The organism is Nitrosococcus wardiae (assembly GCF_004421105.1).
GTDB classification, from domain to species: domain Bacteria; phylum Pseudomonadota; class Gammaproteobacteria; order Nitrosococcales; family Nitrosococcaceae; genus Nitrosococcus; species Nitrosococcus wardiae.
Genome location: NZ_CP038033.1, coordinates 2287046 through 2311300, shown reverse-complemented (window position 1 = coordinate 2311300; position 24255 = coordinate 2287046). Strand labels below are relative to the sequence as shown.

General features: G+C 51.0%; 21 protein-coding genes and 1 tRNA gene. 8 read left to right on the top strand and 14 right to left on the bottom strand.

Going from position 1 to position 24255, the window contains the following annotated elements; genetic code table 11:
- Nucleotides 1-55: 55 nt before the first annotated feature.
- From pnp to E3U44_RS11160, 8 genes are all read right to left on the bottom strand, one after another.
- Nucleotides 56-2143 (bottom strand): polyribonucleotide nucleotidyltransferase, encoded by a 2088-nt coding sequence (gene pnp / locus E3U44_RS11195; protein WP_134358286.1) that lies wholly within the window; start codon nt 2141-2143, stop codon nt 56-58.
- 127 nt (nt 2144-2270) lie between these two features.
- Entirely contained in the window at nt 2271-2540 is a 270-nt protein-coding gene (rpsO, locus tag E3U44_RS11190; RefSeq protein WP_134358285.1) for a 30S ribosomal protein S15, read from the bottom strand.
- Nucleotides 2541-2668: 128 nt separating this feature from the next.
- The gene (truB, locus tag E3U44_RS11185) at nt 2669-3595 is read right to left on the bottom strand and encodes a tRNA pseudouridine(55) synthase TruB (protein WP_134358284.1); all 927 of its coding nucleotides are present in this window, start codon (nt 3593-3595) and stop codon (nt 2669-2671) included.
- A gap of 36 nt (nt 3596-3631) precedes the next feature.
- A complete protein-coding gene (gene rbfA, locus E3U44_RS11180) occupies nt 3632-4015 on the bottom strand; it encodes a 30S ribosome-binding factor RbfA (RefSeq protein WP_134358283.1) in 384 nt (127 codons plus the stop codon).
- Nucleotides 4016-4024: 9 nt separating this feature from the next.
- Entirely contained in the window at nt 4025-6676 is a 2652-nt protein-coding gene (infB, locus tag E3U44_RS11175; protein ID WP_134358282.1) for a translation initiation factor IF-2, read from the bottom strand.
- On the bottom strand, nt 6673-8193 hold the full coding sequence (gene nusA / locus E3U44_RS11170) for a transcription termination factor NusA (protein ID WP_134358281.1): 1521 nt from the start codon (nt 8191-8193) through the stop codon (nt 6673-6675). Before nusA ends, infB begins: the two co-directional genes overlap by 4 nt.
- 44 nt (nt 8194-8237) lie before the next feature.
- A complete protein-coding gene (rimP, locus tag E3U44_RS11165) occupies nt 8238-8690 on the bottom strand; it encodes a ribosome maturation factor RimP (protein ID WP_134358280.1) in 453 nt (150 codons plus the stop codon).
- 113 nt (nt 8691-8803) lie between these two features.
- Nucleotides 8804-8880: transfer RNA gene (locus E3U44_RS11160), tRNA-Met, on the bottom strand.
- A 443-nt stretch (nt 8881-9323) separates the two neighbouring features.
- Here E3U44_RS11160 and E3U44_RS11155 point away from each other — a divergent pair.
- The 4 genes from E3U44_RS11155 (at nt 9324) to dapE (ending at nt 13475) form a co-directional block, all read left to right on the top strand.
- Nucleotides 9324-10208 carry an ATP-binding protein gene (locus E3U44_RS11155; protein WP_134358279.1) on the top strand — a complete coding sequence of 295 codons (885 nt, stop codon included), beginning with the start codon at nt 9324-9326 and terminating at the stop codon, nt 10206-10208.
- Between the two features lie 79 nt (nt 10209-10287).
- Nucleotides 10288-11487 (top strand): succinyldiaminopimelate transaminase, encoded by a 1200-nt coding sequence (dapC, locus tag E3U44_RS11150; protein ID WP_134358278.1) that lies wholly within the window; start codon nt 10288-10290, stop codon nt 11485-11487.
- A 22-nt stretch (nt 11488-11509) separates the two neighbouring features.
- The gene (gene dapD / locus E3U44_RS11145) at nt 11510-12331 is read left to right on the top strand and encodes a 2,3,4,5-tetrahydropyridine-2,6-dicarboxylate N-succinyltransferase (RefSeq protein WP_134358277.1); all 822 of its coding nucleotides are present in this window, start codon (nt 11510-11512) and stop codon (nt 12329-12331) included.
- Nucleotides 12332-12344: 13 nt separating this feature from the next.
- Nucleotides 12345-13475: a succinyl-diaminopimelate desuccinylase gene (dapE, locus tag E3U44_RS11140; protein WP_134358276.1), complete on the top strand. Its 1131-nt coding sequence runs from the start codon at nt 12345-12347 to the stop codon at nt 13473-13475.
- A 28-nt stretch (nt 13476-13503) separates the two neighbouring features.
- Here the strand turns inward: dapE and E3U44_RS11135 are convergent, their stop codons facing one another.
- From E3U44_RS11135 to E3U44_RS11125, 3 genes are all read right to left on the bottom strand, one after another.
- A complete protein-coding gene (locus tag E3U44_RS11135; RefSeq protein WP_134358275.1) occupies nt 13504-14556 on the bottom strand; it encodes a chorismate transformation FkbO/Hyg5 family protein in 1053 nt (350 codons plus the stop codon).
- A 30-nt stretch (nt 14557-14586) separates the two neighbouring features.
- Entirely contained in the window at nt 14587-15762 is a 1176-nt protein-coding gene (locus E3U44_RS11130; RefSeq protein WP_134358273.1) for a pyridoxal-phosphate-dependent aminotransferase family protein, read from the bottom strand.
- Nucleotides 15763-16161: 399 nt separating this feature from the next.
- Nucleotides 16162-17259 (bottom strand): kinase, encoded by a 1098-nt coding sequence (locus E3U44_RS11125; RefSeq protein WP_240761391.1) that lies wholly within the window; start codon nt 17257-17259, stop codon nt 16162-16164.
- Between the two features lie 89 nt (nt 17260-17348).
- Here E3U44_RS11125 and E3U44_RS11120 point away from each other — a divergent pair, with 89 nt between their 5' ends.
- Nucleotides 17349-18839: an FAD-linked oxidase C-terminal domain-containing protein gene (locus E3U44_RS11120; RefSeq protein WP_134358270.1), complete on the top strand. Its 1491-nt coding sequence runs from the start codon at nt 17349-17351 to the stop codon at nt 18837-18839.
- Nucleotides 18840-18920: 81 nt separating this feature from the next.
- On the opposite strand, the gene E3U44_RS11115 is transcribed toward E3U44_RS11120, so the two are convergent.
- A complete protein-coding gene (locus E3U44_RS11115) occupies nt 18921-19826 on the bottom strand; it encodes a 5'-nucleotidase (RefSeq protein ID WP_134358269.1) in 906 nt (301 codons plus the stop codon).
- 284 nt (nt 19827-20110) lie between these two features.
- On the opposite strand from E3U44_RS11115, the gene E3U44_RS11110 reads away from it, so the two are divergent.
- From E3U44_RS11110 to E3U44_RS11100, 3 genes are read left to right on the top strand one after another with little or no spacing between them, the layout of a single operon-like run.
- Nucleotides 20111-20509 (top strand): DUF1499 domain-containing protein, encoded by a 399-nt coding sequence (locus E3U44_RS11110; protein ID WP_134358268.1) that lies wholly within the window; start codon nt 20111-20113, stop codon nt 20507-20509.
- Nucleotides 20510-20523: 14 nt separating this feature from the next.
- Entirely contained in the window at nt 20524-22428 is a 1905-nt protein-coding gene (locus E3U44_RS11105; protein ID WP_134358266.1) for a glutamate-cysteine ligase family protein, read from the top strand.
- A 36-nt stretch (nt 22429-22464) separates the two neighbouring features.
- Complete coding sequence (locus E3U44_RS11100; RefSeq protein ID WP_134358264.1) at nt 22465-23211, top strand: DUF748 domain-containing protein; 747 nt, start codon at nt 22465-22467, stop codon at nt 23209-23211.
- On the opposite strand, the gene E3U44_RS20005 is transcribed toward E3U44_RS11100, so the two are convergent.
- A complete protein-coding gene (locus E3U44_RS20005; protein WP_240761390.1) occupies nt 23198-23620 on the bottom strand; it encodes a hypothetical protein in 423 nt (140 codons plus the stop codon). The genes E3U44_RS11100 and E3U44_RS20005 overlap by 14 nt on opposite strands.
- Before the next feature lie 234 nt (nt 23621-23854).
- Nucleotides 23855-24214 carry a DsrE family protein gene (locus E3U44_RS11090; protein WP_134358262.1) on the bottom strand — a complete coding sequence of 120 codons (360 nt, stop codon included), beginning with the start codon at nt 24212-24214 and terminating at the stop codon, nt 23855-23857.
- Between the last annotated feature and the right edge of the window lie 41 nt (nt 24215-24255).

Below are 24255 nucleotides of genomic sequence, written 5' to 3'. Positions count from 1 at the left end.
TTGCTCCCGGCAAATCGGGACATCCGAAGGATGTCCCACCGGGAACGCATCAAAGCTATTCGTTTCCAATCGCCTTGATACTCAAACGAACCCGGCCTTGCTTATCTACTTCTAAGACCTTAACGCGAATAATGTCCCCTTCAGACAACTTATCGCTCACGTTCTTCACTCGCTCGTCTGAGATCTGAGAAATATGGAGCAAGCCGTCTTTGCCAGGCAAGATGGTGACAAAGGCTCCAAAATCCATCAGCCGAGAAACTCGTCCCTCATAGATTTTGCCTACTTCCACATCGGAGACAATTTCTTCCACTCGGCGCCGGGCTTCTTGGCCATCGGCCTTGTCAGAGGAAAAAATTTTCACTGTTCCATCGTCTGTAATGTCAATGGTGGTACCAGTTTCCTCGGTAAGTGCCCGGATAGTCGCTCCCCCCTTACCGATCACATCACGGATCTTCTCTGGATTAATTTTGAATACAATCATGCGCGGGGCATACTCAGACATCTCCTGACGTGGCGCAGAAATGATCTCATTCATCTTCTGAAGGATATGAAGACGGCCCTCTCTCGCCTGAGACAATGCAGTGCGCATGATTTCCTCAGTAATACCGTCAATTTTGATATCCATTTGCAAAGCAGTCACTCCCTTTCCGGTACCAGCCACTTTAAAATCCATATCCCCTAGATGATCTTCATCGCCAAGAATATCACTCAAAACAGCAAACTGGTCCCCTTCTTTAATAAGTCCCATAGCAATGCCCGCCACTGGCTCAGTAATGGGAACTCCCGCATCCATTAGGGAGAGACTGGTACCGCACACTGTCGCCATGGAACTAGAACCATTTGATTCCGTGATCTCAGAAACCACTCGAATCACATAAGGGAAGCTTTCTTCATCGGGCACCACCGCATTTAAGCTGCGCTTAGCTAAGCGGCCATGACCAATTTCACGCCGCTTAGGCGCTCCCACAAAACCTGTTTCACCAACACAATAGGGAGGAAAATTATAATGCAGCATAAAACGCTCGCGACGCTCCCCCTCAATGGCATCAATTACTTGGGCATCACGTTCAGTCCCCAAGGTCGTCGCTACTAAGGACTGGGTCTCACCCCGGGTAAACAGGGCTGAACCATGGGCCCGAGGTAACAATCCCGTCATAATCTCAATAGGCCGGACTGATTGGGTATCACGACCATCGATACGCTCTTCTCCGGCCAGGATCTGCTCGCGCACTAGACGTTTTTCTAAGGCACTGACAGCTTCCAATACCTGTTCTCTGCTCCACTGGGGCTCTTCTTCCGGTACCAAGTGCTCGGCAATAAAATTCCGCACCTCTGCCAAGGAAGCTTGGCGTTCTTGCTTCGAGCGTACTTGGTAAGCTTCTTGCAAGCGGGCCTCTCCACAGTTCCGAACAGCTGACATCAAATCTTCATCTTCAACAGGAGGCGACCAATCCCAAGCAGGCTTTCCAGCTTCCTCCGCTAATTCCCGAATGGCCTGAATCACCGCTTGCATTTCTTGGTGACCAAAGATGACGGATCCCAGCATAATTTCCTCGGGCAACTCTCGAGCCTCGGACTCGACCATCAACACCGCCTTTTCCGTTCCTGCAACCACTAAATCAAGAGCGGATTTTTCCATTTGGCTCAAAGTTGGATTGAGTACATATTGACCATCGATATATCCCACTCGGGCTGCTGCAATTGGCGTGGTAAAGGGTATTCCAGAGAGTGCTAAGGCAGCAGAAGCACCAATGATAGAGGGAATGTCTGGATCATTCTCACCATCTGAAGAAATGACGGTCGCAATGACTTGAACCTCATTAGTGAAACCCTTCGGAAATAAGGGCCGCAGCGGGCGGTCAATCAGTCGAGAAGTTAGTGTTTCCTTCTCAGTAGGCCTTCCCTCACGCTTAAAAAACCCTCCCGGAATTTTACCCGCAGCATAGGTCCTTTCCTGGTAATTAACCGTTAGCGGAAAGAAATCACGACCCTCGATCGCTTCTTTCACTCCTACTGCCGTCACCAGTACGGCTGTTTCACCATAGTGGACTACAACAGCCCCTGTGGCCTGCCGCGCAATACAACCGGTCTCAAGAACTAAGGAGCGATCACCGTATTCGATTACTTTTCTAATGGGGGTCACATTTATTTCCTTACACTGGATAGCTAGGGAAGGGAGACAGCCGACCACCGAGTGGCCTCATCTACAGAGCAGTGGCGCAACTACGGCGGCGATATTTCAGTTCTGATAACTTCAAGCGCTACAACTACTAGCGACGTAGCCCAAGCCTGCTAATCAGCTCACGATAACGATCTAAATCTTTTTTCTTCAGATAGTCCAACAGCTTACGGCGTTGGCCCACTGCCCGCAGCAATCCTTGACGGGAGTGATGGTCATGGGTGTGCTGCTTGAAATGACCAGAGAGTTGATCGATGCGCTGGGATAGCAAAGCCACCTGCACCTCTGGTGAGCCGGTGTCGTTTACGGAGCACTGATACTCCCTAATAATTTGCGATTTTTTTTCACTGCTTAAGGGCATATTGTCATTCCTCGATTTCGGCTTTCAGCTAATACCGACTGTTTGGCTAATCAACTTTAAATTTTACTAATAAATGAGAATTTCCAACAATAATAAGTCACCTGTAACCGACCCCATATCATGAGGGTTCAACCGCTCTGGGTAAAAACCAGGCGACGTGGAGCAATACGACCGTCCTCCATAATCTGCCCTACCCCAAAAAATCCCTTGTCGCGCTCTATCAGGCGAACCCAACCTTGATGTGGGGCTTTTGGAACCCGTACTGATTGTCCTTGCCGCAAGTAATAAGCCAAATCAGCAATTAAGTCTACTGCAGGCCAATCAGCGAGAACTTGTTCCAGAGGCAGCAACAATGCGCTGAGTTGCTCAGCATCTGTTTTAGCTAGTATTTCTAAATGCTCTAGGGAGATCATTCCTGGAGCATTGAAACAACCGACTTGGGTACGGCGCAACGCCGTCACATGGGCACCGCACCCAAGTGCCCGACCAATATCCTCAGCTAAGGTACGGATATAAGTTCCCTTGGAACAAAAAACCTCAAAACTGAGGTGCTCTTTGGCCAATGCTGTCAACTCAATAGCGTGGATAGTTATCTGGCGAGGCTCACGCTCTACTTCAATACCTTGGCGAGCAAGCTTATAAAGTGGCTGGCCCTGGCGTTTAATTGCCGAATACATAGGAGGCATTTGCTCCTGGGAGCCGGAAAAACTGGCTAACACTTTTGCCGCCTCTTGCGTATCTAACTCCTTGACTGGATGAGTTTCTATGATCTCACCATCCGCATCCCCGGTTGTCGTCACTACGCCTAGGCGGCAGGTCACCTGATAACGTTTATCAGCTTCTAATAAAAATCCCGATAACTTAGTTGCTTCCCCCAAACAAATGGGTAACAGTCCACTTGCAAGGGGATCTAGACTACCGGTATGCCCTGCCTTGCGGGCTTGATAGATTCGCTTGACTCGCTGTAAAGCGCTATTGGAGCTAATACCCACTGGCTTATCCAACAGGAGCAGGCCATGAACATTTTGCCTTTGATATCGGCGTTGCTTCCTCATATCCAGTGTACGTTCCTGCCCATTAATTTAAGAACCTTATTCGCTCGAGTTTTCTGATCCACCACCTGGTTGTTTTCGGACCGCTTCATCAATAAGTGCACTTAAATGCCTACCGCGCTCGATGGAATCATCATAAACAAACCGTAGGCGTGGTATAACCCGCAACTCCACCCGCTGGCTTAAACCATGTTGGAGAAATCCAGCGGCTTTATTGAGAACCGCTAACTGCTGCTGAATATTTTTTTCCCCTCCCAGGAAAGTGACGTAGACCTTGGCCTGTCTCAGATCCGGTGATACCCCCACATGAGAAACAGTAACCAGCTTTACTCGAGGATCCTTTAACTCCTTCTGAATCAGTTGAGCTAATTCTCGTTGCAACAGTTCGCCAATGCGACGGGTACGAGAGAATTCTTGACTCATGCCGATTTGCTATAAGGTGGGCTCTATTTTTATTTTTTCATAGACCTCAATGTGATCCCCCACTTTGACATCTCTATAATCCTTGACGCCAATACCACACTCAGTCCCCGATCGAACCTCTTGGACATCTTCTTTAAAGCGGCGCAAGGATTCCAATTGGCCTTCAAAGATAACGACATTATCACGCAATACCCGGATAGGGTTATGACGACGCACAACACCTTCAATCACCAAACAACCTGCAATAGCACCAAACTTGGGTGAGCGGAACACATCATCCACCCGAGCCAAACCGATAATTTCCTCCCGATATTCGGGCTCTAGCATACCGGTTAAAGCCCCTCTAACTTCATCGATGGCATTGTAGATCACACTATAATAATGTAGATCAACCCCTTTCTCCGCAATTGAACGACGAGCCGTTGCATCAGCTCGGACGTTAAAACCGATAAGGATGGCATTAGAGGCGACTGCCAGATTAACGTCCGTCTCGTTAATACCGCCTACACCAGCAGCGACCACTTTAACTTTTGCCTTATCAGTCGACAGCTTAATTAGAGCTTCAGAAAGAGCCTCGGCCGATCCTTGCACATCAGCTTTAATCACCAGATTAAGAGTCCTAACCTCGCCCTCTTCCATTTCACTGAACATATTCTCTAGCTTAGCCGACTGCTGTCGCGCTAGCTTAGCTTCACGCTCTTTAGCTTGGCGAAGCCCCGCAATCTCCCGGGCTTTACGCTCATCCGAGACGACTATGGCTTCATCACCAGCATTGGGTGTTCCTGACAAACCAAGAATTTCTACCGGCGTCGAAGGTCCTGCCTCCGTTATTTCCTGACCCGTTTCAGTAAGCATGGCACGAACTCGACCCGTCTCTACTCCGCTAAGAAGGATGTCGCCTTTATACAGGGTACCACTTTGCACCAAAACGGTAGCTACCGGGCCCCGCCCTTTATCCAACCGGGATTCGATCACAACTCCCCGAGCAGTCCCTTCAGAAGAGGCCTTAAGTTCCATTATTTCCGCCTGGAGCAAAATGGCTTCAATCAGTTCATCAATTCCTTCTCCAGTCTTGGCAGAGACATTGACAAACTGAGTTTCCCCTCCCCATTCCTCAGGGATCACATCGTGATTAGTCAATTCTTGCTTAACTCGATCGGGATCAGCATCAGGACGGTCAATCTTATTGACTGCTACTACCAGCGGCGCCCCTGCTGCACCCGCATGTTGAATCGCTTCTACGGTCTGTGGCATAACGCCATCGTCCGCAGCAACCACCAGAATCACAATATCGGTTACTTTAGCTCCACGGGCGCGCATGGCAGTAAAAGCTGCGTGACCTGGAGTATCGATAAAAGTAATTTCACCTCTGTCCGAATGGACTTTATAAGCCCCAATATGCTGGGTAATCCCCCCTGCTTCACCCGAGGCCACCTTGGCTCGCCGGATATAGTCAAGGAGCGAAGTTTTACCGTGATCCACATGACCCATAATCGTAACCACAGCGGCCCGTGAAACTTGCTTACTGACTTCCTGCTCAGGCTGGGTCAACTCTAATTCAAGCGCATTTTCTTGCAAGAGTTTAGGCTTATGTCCCATTTCCTCCACGACAATCGTGGCTGTCTCCTGGTCCAAGGCTTGATTTATCGTCGCCATAGTTCCCAGTTTCATGAGGACCTTAATGACCTCGGCTGCCTTCACAGACATTTTCTGGGCTAACTCGGCAACAGTAATGGTCTCGGGAATCGGTACTTCGCGCACAATAGGAGCCGTTGGTTTTTCAAAACCATGCTTAGGTGTGGGTGCCGCCGTCTTTTGGGAGCGGAGTTTTTTACGCTTACTGGGCTTACCCGGAGTGATGTGCAATTCCTTGCGCCCAAACTTGGTTCTCCGCTGCTCTTGCTCAAGTTCCCGGTCCCCAGAGCGGGAACGGGGTTTCGCCTTCCTCCCAGCAGATTTTTCGGTTCTAGCTTTTTCAGGCTCAACTCTGGGCCTCGGCTTCCTCTCCTCCTCAGCACGGCGCTTAGTCTCTTCCTCAGCACGGCGCTTAGTCTCTTCCTCAGCACGGCGCTTAGTCTCTTCCTCGGCATGGCGCTTGGCTTCTGCACGGCGCTTGGTCTCTTCCTCGGCACGGCGCTTGGCTTCTGCCTCGGCATGGCGCTTGGCCTCTTCCTCGGCATGGCGCTTGGCTTCTTCCTCGGCACGGCGCTTGGCCTCTTCCTCAGCGATAAGCCGTGCTTCTCGTTCTTGTTGAGCACGAAGGGATGCCTGCTCCTGAAGTGCCTGTTCCTCTTCTTGCCGACGACGCTCCGCCTGGACTTCTGCTAGACGCTTTTGCTCCTGCTCTAGTATCACGCTGCGCTTAATATAGGTGCGCTTTTTACGCACCTCAACGTTAACTGTTTTGGAGCGGCCACCACCGGCATTGACCTGAATCTCACTATGACTCCGGCGCTTTAAGGTAATCTTTTTTGGTGTTGCAGCATCCACACTAGCACCGTGACTACGTCTCAAATACCTTAGCAGCTGCAGTTTTTGCGCCTCTGTAATCGCCGCATCCTCGCAGTCAACACCAATACCCGCTTCACGTAGCTGCTCAAGCAAGCGGCCGACAGGGGTGCCGACTACATGGGCAAGTTGTCGTACGGTTACATCACTCATTGCCGTTCCTCCGTTCCTTCACCCTCCTGCTCGCTAGCAAACCAGGACTCCCGTGCCGCCATGATGAGGCGAGCAGCCTTTTCCTTGTCCATTCCTTCAATTTCCATTAGGTCGTCCACCGACTGCTCTGCCAAGTCGTCTTTGGTTACAATACCTTTGCTAGCCAATATGCCGGCCAATTCATAGTCAATTTCTTCCATGTCTAACAATTCCTGGTCCGGCTGCATGGTTTCAATAGTTTCTTCATTAGCAATCGCTCGCGTGAGAAGAACATCACGGGCCCGATTGCGCAGTTCCTGAACAATCTGGGAGTCAAACTCTTCAACAGCAAGGATCTCCTGTTCCGGCACATAGGCCACTTCCTCAATACTGGAAAAACCTTCGTGCACCAGAATAGCCGCCACTTCTTCATCTACATCTAGCTGTTCCATGAACATTTGCTGGAGTGCTTTTGCCTCGGCCTCACCCTTCTCGCCGGCTTCTTCTTCAGTCATGACGTTGAGTTCCCAACCAGTCAACTGGCTGGCCAAACGTATATTTTGTCCTCCGCGACCAATGGCCTGAGATAGATTTCCCTCGGCTACGGCAACGTCCATGCTATGGCTCTCCTCGTCAACCACAATGGAGGCGACCTCCGCCGGTGCCATGGCATTAATTACAAAATGAGCAGGATCTTCGTCCCAAAGCACAATATCTACCCGCTCGCCCGCAAGTTCATTTGATACAGCCTGGACTCTGGAACCCCTCATCCCCACGCAGGCTCCCACAGGATCAATACGTGCTTCATTAGTTTTCACCGCAATCTTAGCCCGGAGTCCGGGATCCCGGGCGGCGCCCTTAACCTCAATCCGGTTTTCGTTAATTTCAGGAACCTCTAGCTTAAACAATTCGATCAAAAGTTCCGGAGCGGTCCGACTAAGCACCAGCTGAGGCCCCCGCCCCTCAGCACGTACTTCCTTAAGATAGCCCCGCAGCCGGTCCCCTGGTCGAACTGCCTCGCGGGGTATCATTTCCTCCTGGGGGATCATACCCTCGGCATTATCTCCCAGGTCCAAAATCACATTACCACGATCGGTACGTTTGACCACACCCATGGCCATTTCTCCAACCCGGTCCTTGTAGGCAGCCACAACTTTAGCCCGTTCCGCCTCCCGCACCTTTTGCACGATCACCTGTTTAGCGGTTTGGGCAGCAATACGCCCAAATGCGATCGATTCCATGGGTTCTTCTATAAAGCCCCCCACTTCAACATTGGGATCACGCTTGAGCGCTTCACTCAAATATATCTGGCGCTGAGGTGCCTCTAATTCTGCCTCATCCTCCATAACCTCCCAGATCCGGAAAGATTGGTAGTCTCCCGTGGTCCGGTCAATAGCAATCCGTACCGCAATATCCTCTTGGTAACGCTTGCGAGTCGCCATTGCCAAGGCTGCTTCTATGGCCTGGAAAATGATTTCCTTGGCTACGCCTTTTTCATTAGAAACGGCGTCTACCACCATCAGGATTTCTTTGTTCATTGCCGCCCTCGAGCTAGGTCCATCCTCAACACTTCCTTCAGAGTTTAGAGTTCCGGTATTAATTGAGCTTTTTTAATACGCTCTAATGGCAACTCAAATTCTTCACCTTCCACTAAAATCATCACACCATTGCCGCGCACCCCTCTAAGTAGGCCTTTAAACCTACGGCGCCCGTTTAACGGTTCACTTAAGGTGATAGAGACCTCTGCACCAGCAAAGCGCTTGAAGTGCTCTTCCGTAAACAGCGGCCGATTCAGTCCGGGGGAAGAAATCTCTAGAGTATAGGGTGACGCCACAGGCTCCTCTACATCGAGTAGGGCACTAATTTGATGACTCACTCGCTCGCAGTCGTCCACAGTCACCCCTAAAGGAGTATCAATGTATATCCGCAAAAGGACCCCTTTGCCTATCGATAAGCGCTCCACGCCTACTAACTCATAGCCAAGGGCGGTCACTACCGGTTCCACTAATTTGCTAATTCGTTCGTCGCCCCACATACTGACAGAAACAAAAAAAGGGCCAATGGCCCAGTTTTAATCAACAAGTACCTCTCAGATTGCGAGCGCCATATACGACAAAACCCCGAATTCGGGGTTTTGCCATTTAAATTTGGTAGCGGGGGCAGGATTTGAACCTGCGACCTTCGGGTTATGAGCCCGACGAGCTGCCAGACTGCTCCACCCCGCATCTGCAACCTCGATATCTCTTTATGATATCTAATAGATAAAATGCTTTCAAGCTAAGCTGATCTAATTGGAGTTTCATCGTGACTGATTTTGTCCATTCAAAATTTCATCAGTCCGACAAATTCGCGTTTCTCAGCAGTCCTTGGCGAAGGGGAATCTTGGCCTCGGGGTCTTTACCGCTCCACGCGCTTTGGCTTCGGATCCTCCCGACCCTAGGCTCCGCGAGCAGACAAATCGTAGCGCGAATTTGAGGATGAAACAAGTTTTGATTTCGACCCTCGCGCTCGACGCGCCATTTCACTTCGCGGCCTCGCTAGGGGGACATTCACCATCCATGGAAGACTCCAAGACACCTTCTAACCGAAGGATTTTTAAATAGCGTTACTCCGTTATCCTTGTGCAAATGGTAACATAATATTTTTGGGTATATTTAAACCAAAAGTAATGAAAACACCCGTCGAACAACTCATAGAGCAAGCATCAGGGCTATTAGAGCGCTTTGAAAATTTGCTGACGGCTGAGGTATTAGAACCCGATTGGGAGCATTCGATTGCTTTTCGCTGGCGCCGAATCCACACCCGGGATCCTGGCCATTTAGAAGCGGTTCCCCATACCCATAACATCCAGCTAAGTGAACTTCAGGGCATTGAAGTTCAAAAGCGGCAAATTGTCCAAAACACTGCTCAGTTCCTTTCTGGCCTACCGGCTAACAACGTCCTCCTCTGGGGCGCCCGGGGGACAGGTAAATCCTCGCTCATCAAAGCGCTGCTCAACGCTTTCGCTGACCAAGGCTTGCGTCTTATCGAAGTCGATCGACATGAGTTACTCAATCTACCTGACATTGTCGCCCTTGTTTCCCAACGCCCGGAACGTTTTATTCTGTTCTGTGATGACCTCTCCTTTGAAGCCGACGACCCTAGCTATAAGGCACTTAAAGTGGTACTCGATGGTTCCGTGAGCACCACCCCGGAAAACATTCTGGTCTATGCCACCTCCAACCGCCGCCATTTATTGCCCGAATACATGGAAGAAAACCAACATGCCCGACGAGTTAAGGGGGAAATCCACCCCAGCGAAGCGGCGGAGGAAAAGATTGCGCTCTCTGACCGGTTTGGTCTCTGGTTATCCTTTTATCCCTTTGATCACAAAAGCTATATTACGATCGTTAAGGCCTGGCTCAACCATTACGGCGTAGCCCCTGAATTAAGGGAGCAGGCCACTGAAGCTGCCCTGCAGTGGGCTTTGCTTAGAGGTTCCCGTAGCGGCCGTACCGCATGGCAGTTTGCCCGTGATTTTGCCGGCCGCCATGGACTTAACGAGGCCTCTTAATTCCCCTGACGAGGATTATGGAAGTGAAGTACAATCGCTTATACTACCCACCCTCGCTGCATGATCTTCAGTCTTCAAAATGACCAATCCGGATCTCAACCAACTCCAAGCTTATCCCTTCGAGCGCTTAGCCCAACTGTTCAAGGAGGTGGTGCCATCGTCTTCAAAATCTCCCCTTGCCCTTTCCATCGGCGAGCCTAAGCATGCCACGCCTGGCTTGATCGTTGAAGCGGTTATCAGCCACCTGCATGGCTTAGCCACTTATCCCACCACCCGAGGGACGGCAGCCTTTCGAGAAACCATCGCCGCCTGGCTCACCGGGCGGTTTCATTTGCCTGTCGAGGCGATCGACCCTGAACGCCATATCCTCCCGGTCAATGGAACCCGCGAAGCCCTGTTTGCCATTGCCCAGTGCACAATCGATTCTAGCAAGGCCCCGGTGGTAATCATACCTAATCCCTTTTACCAAATTTATGAAGGGGCCGCCTTGCTTGCCGGTGCTCAACCCTATTATGTTAACTGTACCGCCGAAAATCATTTTGTCCCTGATTATCGTGCTGTACCCCAACAGGTGTGGCAACGCTGTCAACTTCTCTATCTCTGCTCGCCCGGTAACCCCACCGGGGCCGTCTTGGACCTAGACACACTAACCGAACTTATTGAACTGTCTCAGCGTTTTGATTTTATTATCGCTGCGGACGAATGCTATTCTGAAATCTATTTTGATGAGAGCGCCCCTCCACCAGGCCTATTGCAGGCAGCCGCCCAAAGTGGCTTGAATGATTTCCATCGCTGCTTGGTCTTTCATAGTCTCTCCAAACGCTCCAACGCGCCCGGACTGCGCTCAGGTTTTGTGGCCGGTGACAGTCAGCTCATCAAGCAATTCTTGCGCTACCGCACCTATCATGGTTGCGCCATGCCCCCTCCAACCCAAGCGGCCAGTATCGCTGCTTGGAATGACGAGCACCATGTGATAGAAAACCGCCGCCGCTACCGGGAAAAATTTTCTGCCGTCCTTGATGTTCTAGGTTCTGCCCTGTCTCTCTCTTCTCCCATGGCAGGATTTTATCTCTGGCCGAAAACCCCAATTGCTGATCCTGATTTTGCCCGCGGACTGTACCAACAGGAAAATGTCTTGGTATTGCCTGGGCGCTTCCTGGCCCGAGAAGCCAACGGGGCTAATCCAGGAGAGCAACGAATCCGTTTGGCCCTCGTCGCCCCCCATGATGAATGCGTTGAAGCCGCGTGGCGGATCAGAAATTTTATCAATACGATTTAAATGATTAATAATGGAGTAGCTCATGAGTGACATCCACACAATTATTGAAGAAGCTTTCGAGCGTCGCGCTGAGATTAACCCTCGCAAAGCGGAAACCCTGGTTAAGGATGCGGTAGAAGAAGCCTTACATCGGCTGGATACGGGGGAAGTTAGGGTAGCAGAAAAGCAAAACGGCGAATGGGTGGTGAATGAATGGCTTAAAAAAGCGGTCCTGCTCTCGTTCCGTTTGTCGGATAATGTTTTTGTAAAAGGGGGCTATACCAATTACTTTGATAAGGTCCCCTCCAAGTATGCCGATTATAGCTCCCGGGACTTCCGTCAGGATGGAGTCCGGGTCGTACCGCCTGCTTCCGTTCGCAAAGGCGCCTTCATTGCACCCAGCGTGGTGCTGATGCCTTCCTATGTCAACATCGGGGCCTATGTGGACCAGGGCACCATGGTAGATACCTGGGCCACCGTGGGCTCTTGCGCCCAAATTGGGAAAAATGTTCATCTTTCTGGCGGAGTAGGCATTGGGGGAGTGCTAGAACCCCTGCAAGCCAAGCCCACCATTATTGAAGATAACTGCTTCATAGGCGCCCGCTCCGAAATTGTGGAGGGCGTTATTGTAGAAGAAGGTTCGGTAATTTCCATGGGGGTATTTATTGGCCAAAGCACCAAGATTTACAACCGAGAAACGGATGAAATCAGCTACGGTCGTGTTCCCGCCGGCTCAGTGGTAGTACCCGGTAATTTGCCTTCTCAAGAGGGTAAATACAGTCTTTATTGTGCGGTTATTGCGAAACGAGTCGACGAAAAAACTCGCAGCAAAGTAGGCATCAACGACCTGCTGCGGAATATTTAACCTAGAAATCTCTATGTCCGCTATCCTAGAACTTGCGAAAAAATTGATTGCTTGCGCCTCGATTACCCCCCAGGATGCCGGCTGCCAGCCCCTTCTGGCTGAACGCCTCGAGGCCCTTGGGTTCCGGGGTGAGCGGCTACCCTTTGGTGAGGTAGACAATATTTGGTTGCGGCGGGGGCAAAAATCACCCGTGTTTGTATTTGCTGGCCACACCGATGTGGTCCCTCCTGGGCCAGCAGAGCAATGGTTGATTGACCCCTTTAAGCCTGAGATCCGGGATGAAATGCTGTATGGCCGCGGCGCTGCCGATATGAAAGGCAGCCTGGCCGCCATGGTCACCGCCAGCGAACGCTTTATTACTGTCCATCCAGATCACTTAGGATCTATCGCTTTTCTTCTCACCAGCGACGAAGAAGGCCAGGCAGTGAATGGGACCGTCAAGGTCGTGGAAACCCTGGAAGCCCGGGGTGAAAAAATCGACTACTGCCTGGTAGGAGAACCCACTAGCCGTGAGCGGGTGGGAGATATGGTCAAAAATGGCCGGCGGGGCTCCCTTAGTGGCCGTCTGCTTGTACACGGAACCCAAGGTCATGTGGCCTATCCCCATCTGGCCGACAACCCCATCCATGGGCTGACCCCGGTGCTAGTAACCCTCTGCGCTAGAGAATGGGATCGGGGCAATGAGGATTTCCCCCCCACTACTTTTCAAGTCTCAAACATCCATGGGGGAACAGGGGCGACTAATGTCATTCCCGGAGAGGTGGAAATTCTATTTAATTTCCGCTATTCCACGGAAGTGACCCATCAACAGCTGCAACAACAAGTGGAAGCAATACTGTCCCAGCATAATTTGAATTATGAGTTAGAGTGGACCCTCTCTGGCAAACCTTTCCGCACAGCACCAGGCAACTTGATGAGGGCAGTCTCCCAGGCGATAGGGGATATCACCGGTCTTGAAACAGAATTTTCAACGACCGGTGGAACTTCAGATGGAAGATTTATCGCCCCCACAGGGGCTCAGGTAGTGGAGCTGGGGCCCGTCAACGCCACCATTCACAAGGTGAACGAATGCGTTGCGGTCGCTGATCTGGAGCGGCTATCGCAAATTTACAGTCGCCTATTAGAAATATTACTTACCGATTAAAAGTTATCCCAATCCCTCAGAACAGGAATTATTCCCTGGGCGTCTCATCAGGAGATTCTATTGCTCCCGCATGGAAGGCTTCAATTTCCAGCAATAGATCGTTCCTGCAGATATCCCCCTGGAGAAACAAAGTGGGCACACCACCACCGAGGCGTTGTTGCAGGCGTTGGGCGATAGAGGCCCTATCCACTCCCTGCCGCAAATAAACCTTCAGTAAGCTAAGCTCGTTGAGGGCTTGAATTTTTAATCCATGTAAACAGCGGGCATTATCTGCCAGTGCTTGCAAATTATTGAGGATCTCATCAAGCTGGGCCGAAGGATTCCCCACATGCTGGGTTTCGTGTCCCACAATACTGGCCGTCCCGGAAATGTAGAGATGGGCCTCGCTTCCCCAAGATTTTAAGGTGGCCCGGGAGAAGGAGGGGCTGCGGGGAGCATAGCGAGAGGGATAGTGGAAAGCGCTGACCTGGCGCGGGTTTTCTACCCGAACCCCGGGTTCAAGCGCGGCCAAAAAATAGATGAGCCCCTGGGAAGTACGGGTTCCCATGGCGGTAGCCGCCACCAAGTGGTGTTCAAAGTTTGGAGTCGTTTCTAGGATTCGGTGACGTCCTAAGCAGAAGGCCCGATAGCGCTCCAACCCCCCCTCTTCCCGGTGAATATCCGGAAGATAATTCCATGTCCGTAGCAAATAAGGATAGCCGAGGCGCTGCTGACAAGCCAGAATTGAGCGGTAGGCATAATAAGTGGCCTGCTCCATCCCTGGAACACGTCCTTCTTCAAAGGGTAAGCAACCAAACAACACCGCATCCGTCCGGCTGTAGCGGATCTCCCCGTCATAGCCCGTCTCCGGCGCACAGGGGGCACGCCAAACTTCTAGGGTGGACTCCCCACCCAGTTCCGGCAGTTCCACGGTCACTAGACGCGGATCCCCTCCCCCACCCCTGACCTCTTGGCCAAAGGAAATAAGCACCAAGAGATCTTCTTCCTTCAGCAGGGTTGGAATACACGCCGTATTTTCGTAGCTCACCTGGAATGGAGAGGCGCGCAAACCGGAAACCCGTTGCTGGCAACTGTTTCCCATTATGGCTTGGAAAGGCAAATATTGGACAGATTACCAAACTGCCCGGGCCGCTCTGACGGCGACCCCTGGCTCAATATCAGCTCCCAGGTCGTGGAGCACAGCTTCCAGCGCACCCAGGAAAACCAGGACATTGCGTGGATTAGAGCCATAACCCATCAGGCCAACACGCCAAATCTTTCCCGCCATTTCACCTAGTCCTGCACCAATTTCTAACCCATATTCTTGCAGCAGCCGAGTCCGCACTGTAGCATCGTCAATGCCTTCAGGAATCGCAATTGCGTTAAGCTGAGGGAGGCGCTCCTCCTCCTTAACGACAAACCGTAATCCCATCGCTTCGATACCCGCACCCAGTGCTTGATGGTTGCGCTGATGCCGCTCCCAGGCTTTTTCCAATCCTTCTTCTTGCAACAACACCAAAGCCTCATGCAGTCCATAGAGGGCATTTATCGGTGCAGTGTGGTGATAAGCCCGTTTGCCGCCCCCTCCCCAGTAACCCATCACCAGATTCAAGTCAAGAAACCAGCTCTGCACCTTGGTCTGCCGAGTCCGGATCCGCTCAGCAGCACGCTCATTAAAGCTTACTGGCGACAACCCCGGCGTACAGGAAAGGCATTTTTGACTCCCGGAGTAAACTGCATCAATACCCCACTCATCCACTTTCAGGGGACTACCTCCCAGAGAGGTCACCGTATCCACTATCGTCAAACAATCATTACGATGCGCGATTTCCACCAGAGTCTTTACATCAGAACAGGCACCGGTAGAAGTTTCCGCATGGACAAAAGCCACTACCTTGGCGTCTGGGTGGGATTTAAGGGCCTCTTCCAGTTTATGCGGGTCCACTGCCGCACCCCAGGGATCCTGGACCAGGATAGGGACAGCGCCGCAACGCTCGGCATTTTCCTTCATCCGCCCACCAAATACGCCATTTTGGCAGATGATCACCTTATCGCCAGGCTCTAGCAAATTCACAAAGCAAGTTTCCATTCCTGCACTGCCCGGCGCAGAAACAGAGAAAGTCAATTCGTTTTTGGTTTGAAAGGCATATTGTAATAGGCCCTTCATCTCATCCATCATGGTAATAAAAATAGGATCTAAATGGCCGATAGTGGGCCGGGACATGGCTTCAAGAATGCGTGGATTCACATCCGAGGGCCCCGGCCCCATGAGGATACGGACAGGGGGATAAAAGGAAGTGATGGACATGGACTCTCCTCTAAAAATAATAATCGCTACAGATTGGGTTAGGTCAGCGGTATCCTCGGGGACGAGCAATAATCAGGCTCTAACCTGAATAATTCATGAGATCACCACAAAAAAAAATCAAAAACTTAAATAGATAAAAATAGTTGGCTTCATGAGCAACGAGCATCTCCATCAGTTTCTCCCAACCGAGTGAGATTCCTTCACCTTCGTGTCCTTTTGTGTTTTAGTGGTAAAAAATCCAGGCTGGCTGCTCCTCGATACTGGAAAACAGCAGCGATGGCAAAGCCAATGAGTCCCCGACCTCAAAAATCACCCTACTCCTCATGCATAATGGGCTGGATAGTCTACCGATGATGGCTATAAATACCAAGTCGGCCCTGCCATCACCCGCTATTTCTTTTAGGACGGAAAAAGATCCTTTTGGGTAACCCCTTGAAATTGACGATGTTCGTCAATTTCAAGCACGAGATCGGCCCGCCCCGGCATCTCCTCCAACAGGTACTCCGTCAACCGTTGAAAATGCATAATAAAGCGTCGAAGTTCCGGCATACTCATCGCACGCCGACCTGCTCTACCTATCCGCCCCTGCCGAAGTGCTTGCGCAAGTTGCTGTTCTTGCTCCAATCGCTGAGTATAAACTACCTCAAACTCAGGTATCTTAAGAAAGAGTAACCCATCTAGCAAACCGAACAGTCGCCTATACTGGCTTCCTAATACCTGGTTGACATAACCTCGCCACACCCCATCAACGTCCTCCTCCGCCTCCAGAGTATTCACTGGCCTTGCTAAACGCTGCTCAGGCTCAGGCTTGGCCCCCACACACCATCCCTCGAATAAAATAACATCCGGCTTTCCCTGAAAAGCGGGCCACTTTTCCCGCGGTAGGGGATCATCGAGCGCCTTGTCAAAAACCGGTAATGGCGTTGAAGTCTCTTGGTTCGCCCCTTGCAAGGACTTTAAAACGTCAATGGCCAAGGGCACATCGTGAGTGCCAGGCACTCCCCGGGTAACCAATAGGGGGTGGACTTGGTCCGCTAAATGTTGGCGCTCGGCCCGGCTAAGATAAAAATCATCAATGGACAAAATCGCTACCCGCTGTCCAAAACCAATCTCAAGAATAACCTGAAGTAAACTGCAAAGGGTGGACTTTCCAGACCCCTGAGCCCCATTTACCCCCAGCACAAACACCTCCATTGGAGCTCTTTCCCCTTGCGCCACTATCCATTGCGCCAAGGGGAGATAAACCCGCCATAGCATTTCTAGCGGTGGCGCCACCAACTGTAACTGCTGACATCTGACCTCAAAAGCGGAATAGACTAACGATAATAGCTGGCACTTGGTCTCCAGCTTCTGGGCATAAGGGGGTTCGGATACGCCCCAAAACCGGTCCGTACAGATTTCCAACTGCTCAAGGACATGGCGGGCACGGGCATCAAGAGTCCCCATCCTTTTGCCTTTCCCCACCAGGCGAAGAATGCTAGAGTTCGAATGATCCATGCTCATTCTGCTCGGACATACTTAGCTTAGCTATAGTAAAATGCTATGATTTAGGATTGGAAGTGGATTGTCATATAGGAACCTAAAGTTTGCCTTCATCAGCTCAAGAAACCCTCGCCCCTGGCATTCCCAAGGGAGATCTCATTAAAGAATTTGGCACTTTTCTCCCTCCAGAAGCCATCCTCTCTGAGGAGGAAGATCTATACCCCTATGAGTGCGATGGACTCTCTGCCTATCGCGCCCTTCCCTGGCTGGCAGTACTGCCGGAAACCGTTGAACAGGCCCAAAAAATCCTCCAAATTTGCCATGCTTGGGATATTCCCGTGGTGGCACGAGGTGCGGGTACCGGCCTTTCCGGTGGTGCCTTACCCTTACAAAACGGTGTTTTGCTCAGCCTTGCTAAATTTAACAAGATCCTTGCCATCGACCCTATCAATCGCACGGCCCGCGTGCAACCGGGGGTGCGGAACCTTGCCATTTCTGAAGCTGCTGCACCCGATGGACTCTATTATGCCCCTGATCCGTCCTCCCAAATTGCCTGCACCATTGGGGGCAACGTGGCAGAAAATTCCGGCGGCGTCCACTGCCTCAAATATGGCCTGACTGTCCATAATATCTTAGCCCTAAAAATTCTGACCATGGATGGAGAACAGATTTCACTGGGGGGTGAAACCTTGGACTCCCCAGGCTATGATTTGCTGGCCCTGATGACAGGGTCAGAAGGGTTACTCGGAGTTATCGTCGAAGTCACGGTAAAGCTTTTACCTCTCCCCGAGCGTGCTCAGGTGGTTCTAGCGGCCTTTGATGAGGTAGCTAAGGCAAGCGCTGCCGTAGGAGGGGTTATTAGTGCGGGGATCATCCCCGCGGGGCTGGAGATGATGGATCACTTGGCTATTCAGGCTGCCGAGGATTTCGTCCATGCAGGTTATCCTCGGGATGCGGCCGCCATTCTACTTTGTGAGCTGGACGGTACTAATGCGGAAGTTTCCCAACAGATCTATCAGGTCCGCGAATTACTGCTGGACTATGGTGCCGTAAAAATCCGGACTGCCCAGGATAAGCAGGAACGGGCAAAACTATGGCAGGGGCGTAAGGCCGCTTTCCCAGCCGTCGGGCGCCTGGCACCCGATTATTATTGCATGGATGGCACCATTCCCCGTAAACGCTTACCCCAAGTCTTAGAACGCATCACCGAACTCTCTCAAGAGTTTAACCTACCTGTGGCTAACGTCTTCCATGCCGGTGACGGAAACTTGCACCCTCTTATTCTCTACGATGCCAATCAACCCGGCGAGCTGGAGCGGGCTGAGCAGCTTGGTGCCCAAATCCTAGAGCTTTGCGTTGCCGTTGGTGGCACGATTACAGGTGAACACGGGGTAGGAATAGAAAAGATTAATCAGATGTGCGTCCAATTTGGCACTGCTGAACTGCAACAATTTCATGCCCTCAAAGGGGCCTTTGATCCCAAGGGCCTGCTCAATCCCGGCAAAGCTATTCCTACTTTGCACCGCTGTGCCGAATTTGGCACCATGCATGTTCACCAGGGTAAGCTCCCCTTTCCAGAATTGGACAGATTCTGACGGCCTGAGCCCCTTGGCTTCCAGTAGACAAAACCATGCCGGAAACGGCCCTAAGGCCTTATTCCGGCCTACTTTTTGCGGCTAGCCCTGATGGGAGACCCCGTGGGGGACATGACCTGTAGTCACGTGACGGCTGGCGGATTCGCAATGGCCCTGCTGGTCATCAAAAAAGATATCGGCGCCAAAGGCCTTAAGGAAATCGCCCTTATCCAGTCCACCAAGGAATAAAGCCTCGTCGATGCGAATATCCCAGGCCCGCAAAGTGCGGATCACTCGCTCATGGGCCGGTGCCCCCCGTGCCGTAACAAGGGCCGTTCGGATAGGTGATTTCTCTGGGGGGTATTCCCGTTGAATCCGCTGTAGCGCTGCCAAGAAATTGCGGAATGGCCCTCCTGAAAGAGGCTGCCGGGCTGAGGCTTGCTCACTGGTTTGAAAAGCAGTCAAACCTTGTTCCTTGAAAATCCGCTCGGCATCATCGGAAAATAGGACAGCATCGCCGTCAAAGGCAATCCGCAGTTGCTCTGAGTAGACATTGAGACTAGCTTTCGAGCGCACAATAGTGGCTGCCGCTACCCCTGCCTCCAGCGCTTTTTTGACATCATCGGGATCGGCAGAAAGAAACAAATGAGCACCGAATGCGGAAACATAACGATAGGGGCTTTCCCCGGAGGTAAAAGCTGCCCGGGTCACCTCAAGCTTATGGTGTTGAATGGAATTAAATACCCGAAGACCCGTATCTGCATTGTTTCGCGACAGCAAGATGACTTCCACTCGTGGTTGGTCGGGGCGCCCCTGATTAAGGGCCAACAGCTTCCGTACCAGCGGGAAAGCCACCCCCGGCTCCAAAAGCACCTCTTCCCGCTCAATCTGATACTGACAGTACGAATCGGTCCCCTGTTCCTCAAAGACCTGATGACTTTCATCCAGATCGAACAAGGCCCGTGAAGAGATAGCGACGACGAGTTTGTCACCCAGTGTGGTGGGCATAACCTTCTGAACCCAATTAGACACAAGGTAATGGGTAATTAACCCCTTGCTAGTACACCAGAGTTATCATCTTGCGTAAAGTCGATAGTGCTTATCCTTTGGGGTTGAACCGGCGTGATATAGAATTTAAGTCAATCATCCAAATTTTTTCGGCCATGAATAGATCTCCACTGTCATCCTCGTCCAAACTTAAGAATCAGCCCAGCGGCCGGCACCCAATGGCCACCATGAATATACTTCTGGCCGCACTCTTACTTATTTCATGTACTCTGGAGCGATCTGAAATGCTAGGCGTCCACAATGACAAATTATCCTCCTGTCCAAGTAATCCCAATTGTGTGTGCAGCGATTCAACAGATGAAAAACACTACATCGAGCCCTATCGACTCAAAGTTGAACCCTACCAAGGATGGGAGGCACTGAAAGAAGTGATCAGCTCATTACCCCGGACAAGGATTATTTCAGCCTCTAGCCATTATCTACACGCAGAAGCCAGAAGCCGTATTTTCCGCTTTGTCGATGACCTGGAATTTCAGCTGCGCCCACGGCAAGGGATTATTGCTGTTCGTTCAGCCGCGCGTTTGGGATACTACGATTTTGGGGTTAATCGAAGTCGAATTGAGAAAATACGCCACAAGCTCCGCGCCCGGGAAGTCTTACAGTCAATCCCGGAATCACAGTAATCTAGGTTAAGGCCATGGGAGAGCATGAAGTTCACAAAAGCACCAGCAAGCAGGAATTACGCGCTTTCATGCAAGCCATCTTAAGTGATCTTCGCGCCCTTGAAGTCATGATTGAACGCCATCTGTTCGAAGGAGGCATCACCCGCACCGGGGCGGAGCAGGAAATGTTTCTGATTGATGGGAAAACCCATGCCGCACCCACTGCGGCCGAATTACTCACCCATCTTTCCGATCCCCGCTTTAAGACTGAATTGGCCCGCTTTAACTTGGAGTTCAACTTAGATCCCAAGCCACTCAGCGGAGGTTTCCTGCGCCAGCTCGAAGAGGAATTAACAGCAGGACTCGATAAAGCTGGGGAAGCGGCCGCCGCCGTGAATACCCAGATTCTGCTCACGGGAATCTTACCCACCTTGCGCCATGAAGATATCAGGCCAGACATGCTTACCCCCGATGCCCGCTATCAACGGATCGATGATTCGGTTTTTCATACTCATCCGCAACCGGTATCCGTGCTCATTGATGGACCGGACCAATACGAGGGAACCCATGACAGTGTGGCCTTAGAGGGAGCGAACATCAGCTTGCAACTACATTGGCAAGTGGAACCTGAAAACGCAGCCTACTACTACAATCTAGCACAGCTTATCAGCGCTCCCTTGCTTGCGGCTGCGGTTAACTCACCGGTGCTCTTTGGCCACCGGCTTTGGCACGAAACCCGAATAGCTCTTTTCGAACGGGCCTTGGATACCCGAAGCGGCCCGCAACTCACTCGCGGGATGCCCTCCCGGATCAGCTTTGGAAGTGCCTGGGTCCAAGAGTCGATCCTGGAAATCTTCCAAGACAACGCCGCTCGGTATCCTATTATCATGACCCGCAAACCAGACCCTAACCCCCTTAAGCTGATTGAGCAGGGGATCATCCCTAAATTATCCGCCTTGACCCTTCACAGCGGCACGGTCTGGCGTTGGAACCGACCCTGCTATGGAATCCTTGAAGGCAAACCTCATCTTCGCATTGAAAACCGGGTATTGCCGGCAGGTCCCACCCTCTTGGATGAAGTGGCCAATGCTGCCCTTTTTTATGGGCTAATGCTAGGGCTCGCGGAGGAATACCATGACTTTACTTCCCGGTTACCCTTCCATGAAGCGAGAGCCAACTTCTTGGCGGCCGCCCAACAGGGTCTTGATGCCCGCTTTACCTGGCTTGACGGCCGGGTCATCCGGGCGCGCAGCTTGCTGTTGGAGGAGCTTATCCCTAAAGCCCGGCGGGGGCTTACTCAGGTGGGCGTGCTTTCTGAGGATCTTGAAAGATACTTAGGCACGCTTAATGCCCGCGTTCGCAAAGGCCAAACAGGGGCCCTCTGGTTGCTAAATGCACTGGCACAGAACCCTCATCAAGACTCAACAACCCTGTTGCACCATGCTGTGTTGGCAATGCTCCACTATCAGCAACAGGGCATACCGGTGCATCGATGGGCGCCTTTAATGGTGGCAAACCAGAGTGAATCGGCCCGCCTTCCCCACACGGTTAGCGATATCATGGCTCAAAACCTTTTTACCGTTCGCCCTGATGATATCATTGATCTTGCGAGTCGCATCATGGACTGGAAGCATGTGCGGCACATCCCAGTGGAAACGGAAAAAGGTAAATTGGTTGGACTTCTCACCATTCACGAGCTATTACATGCCCATAATATCCTGTCTACACAGGACGCCCCCCGTCCTATTCCTGTGGCTGAAATGATGAATCCAAAACCGATTACCATCCCTTCTGATATGCCCATCCTAGAAGCAATGCAACTTATGCTTGCCTCCGAGACCGGTTCTCTATTGGTTGTCAATCGTACTCAATTATTAGGGATCGTCACCGAGCGGGACCTAGTCCGCGCAGCGTGCCAGCTGCTCACTACTGTCTCCTAACTATTTGGTACCGAAAAATGACGCTGAGAAAATATTATGGAAACAGGCGAAACGCTTCTGATTAGTATCGTAATTTTTATTGTCATTATTGCAATTGTACTTATTTATGCATGGTTTTCCCTTAATGGGCTCATAAAAGTTGCCATTGAAAGGTATGGTTCCCAGGTGACTCAAACTAAGGTACAGGTCTCTAAGGTTAAAATTGCGCCTACTGCCGGTGGAGGCTCCCTATCCCATTTTACCATTAGCAATCCACCTGGATTTTCAGGCTCCAGCGCTATTACCTTAGACACCATCAGTATCAAAATTGACACCGCCACCCTTACTCAAAATCCCATCATCCTGAGCGAAGTGATTATCCACTCACCACAAGTACTTTTTGAAATTAACCCGCCCGGCAAATCCAATATTAGCGTCTTGAGAAAAAATATCGTGACGGGGAGTCAGTTTACTCCACCAAAACTGAAACAAGCCGGTAAAAAAGAGATTAAATTAGTGATTCGACGGTTAATCGTGGAAGATGGCCAAATTCAGGCAAGAATGACGGGCCGAAAAGGACCTCAATTGGGGGGAAAATTGCCACGACTTGAATTAATGGATATTGGAGATAAAACAGGGGGGTTCTCCCCCAGAGAAATGGCAGAAAAAGTGATGGCAATACTTATCAACCCCATCGATTCAGCAGCTTCTGGACTCCGGGCAAAAACAGAAGAATATCTAAGCGATGCTTTTAAGGAAATTGGGAAAATAACAGGCCAAAAAAGTAAAACTAGGGCTGGGTGATAAAGGGCCAATCGGGAAAAACATTCTCGAATCGTTTCTTCCCTTGCAGGGGTTGCTCCCTGAGTAGTTGACCGGTTTGGGCATCAAAGATTAATTTTCCCTCGTAGACCACCTTCTTGCCTGCACGACCGCCTGCATATTGGGTTTCTAAGAGCACAATTTGGCTGGGTATTCCCTCCTCTGGGATTTCCATCCCATCCATCGCTTTGGCTTCAGCAAGCAAATAACCATCGCTACCATAAGCTCTTGCAGAAGAGGGAATATTAAACTTGGCCAGGGGGCCAATGCGACTATAACGAATAGTATATTCCGAGCGACCACTCTCAAAATCAACCCCGCACGATAAAATGAGCCCTGAAAGAGGTATACAAAGGAGAAGTACTGCATACAAAATGCGCCTGCGTAACATCTTAAATCCCCCTTCCCTTTGGGCCTGCCAACGAGCAGGGCACCTTAGGCGTTTATTGGAACGCTGACATCAGGACTGCGGGCAACAAGGATTATAAGGGATTAGCTTGTAGCCACTTCTGTAATTAAACAGGATGGCAGATACCTACTTGGCTGGGTCCCTAATTCCAGGATCTGCTCCCTTTAATAAAAAGGTAGTAAAGGAAACTTCTATAATTAATGGAAGTTGACGGTCTCAAAATACAACGCTGCGATCCCGTTCGGCGACTGCCTTAATATAATCTGGCATCCCTTTAACCGTGGCGCCTTTGACCAGATCCTCTTCGGCAATCTGACGGGCTACTGCACAAGCACCGCAGACCCAAATCGGAACATCCAGAGATTGAATCGTCACGAGCAATTCCTTAAGCGGGGTTAGATTTACCCCGGTGATATGATCGGCCGTACCTTTTCGGGCCAAGGTAACCGCTTCATTCCATAACCAGAGAACTACCTCATGACCTTCTTCCTTTGCCACCTTAGCGGCCATAAACGGCAGAGTGGCCATCGTCGGGTCATCAGTACCTCGGCTACCAGAGATAATAAATGTCGCCATTATTGCTCTCCTCAAGTTAACTGCGCCAACTTATAATAATG

Excerpts from the sequence above, each read along its gene's own strand:
- E3U44_RS20005 (WP_240761390.1), bottom strand. The coding sequence starts at position 23,620 with ATGTTACGCAGGCGCATTTTGTATGCAGTACTTCTCCTTTGTATACCT.
- E3U44_RS11125 (WP_240761391.1), bottom strand. The coding sequence starts at position 17,259 with ATGGATCATTCGAACTCTAGCATTCTTCGCCTGGTGGGGAAAGGCAAA.
- E3U44_RS11130 (WP_134358273.1), bottom strand. The coding sequence starts at position 15,762 with ATGTCCATCACTTCCTTTTATCCCCCTGTCCGTATCCTCATGGGGCCG.
- dapE (WP_134358276.1), top strand. The coding sequence starts at position 12,345 with ATGTCCGCTATCCTAGAACTTGCGAAAAAATTGATTGCTTGCGCCTCG.
- dapC (WP_134358278.1), top strand. The coding sequence starts at position 10,288 with ATGACCAATCCGGATCTCAACCAACTCCAAGCTTATCCCTTCGAGCGC.
- E3U44_RS11090 (WP_134358262.1), bottom strand. The coding sequence starts at position 24,214 with ATGGCGACATTTATTATCTCTGGTAGCCGAGGTACTGATGACCCGACG.
- E3U44_RS11100 (WP_134358264.1), top strand. The coding sequence starts at position 22,465 with ATGGAAACAGGCGAAACGCTTCTGATTAGTATCGTAATTTTTATTGTC.
- E3U44_RS11110 (WP_134358268.1), top strand. The coding sequence starts at position 20,111 with ATGCTAGGCGTCCACAATGACAAATTATCCTCCTGTCCAAGTAATCCC.
- nusA (WP_134358281.1), bottom strand. The coding sequence starts at position 8,193 with ATGAACAAAGAAATCCTGATGGTGGTAGACGCCGTTTCTAATGAAAAA.
- rimP (WP_134358280.1), bottom strand. The coding sequence starts at position 8,690 with ATGTGGGGCGACGAACGAATTAGCAAATTAGTGGAACCGGTAGTGACC.
- E3U44_RS11105 (WP_134358266.1), top strand. The coding sequence starts at position 20,524 with ATGGGAGAGCATGAAGTTCACAAAAGCACCAGCAAGCAGGAATTACGC.
- rbfA (WP_134358283.1), bottom strand. The coding sequence starts at position 4,015 with ATGAGTCAAGAATTCTCTCGTACCCGTCGCATTGGCGAACTGTTGCAA.
- E3U44_RS11135 (WP_134358275.1), bottom strand. The coding sequence starts at position 14,556 with ATGGGAAACAGTTGCCAGCAACGGGTTTCCGGTTTGCGCGCCTCTCCA.
- E3U44_RS11155 (WP_134358279.1), top strand. The coding sequence starts at position 9,324 with ATGAAAACACCCGTCGAACAACTCATAGAGCAAGCATCAGGGCTATTA.
- rpsO (WP_134358285.1), bottom strand. The coding sequence starts at position 2,540 with ATGCCCTTAAGCAGTGAAAAAAAATCGCAAATTATTAGGGAGTATCAG.
- dapD (WP_134358277.1), top strand. The coding sequence starts at position 11,510 with ATGAGTGACATCCACACAATTATTGAAGAAGCTTTCGAGCGTCGCGCT.
- infB (WP_134358282.1), bottom strand. The coding sequence starts at position 6,676 with ATGAGTGATGTAACCGTACGACAACTTGCCCATGTAGTCGGCACCCCT.
- truB (WP_134358284.1), bottom strand. The coding sequence starts at position 3,595 with ATGAGGAAGCAACGCCGATATCAAAGGCAAAATGTTCATGGCCTGCTC.
- E3U44_RS11115 (WP_134358269.1), bottom strand. The coding sequence starts at position 19,826 with ATGCCCACCACACTGGGTGACAAACTCGTCGTCGCTATCTCTTCACGG.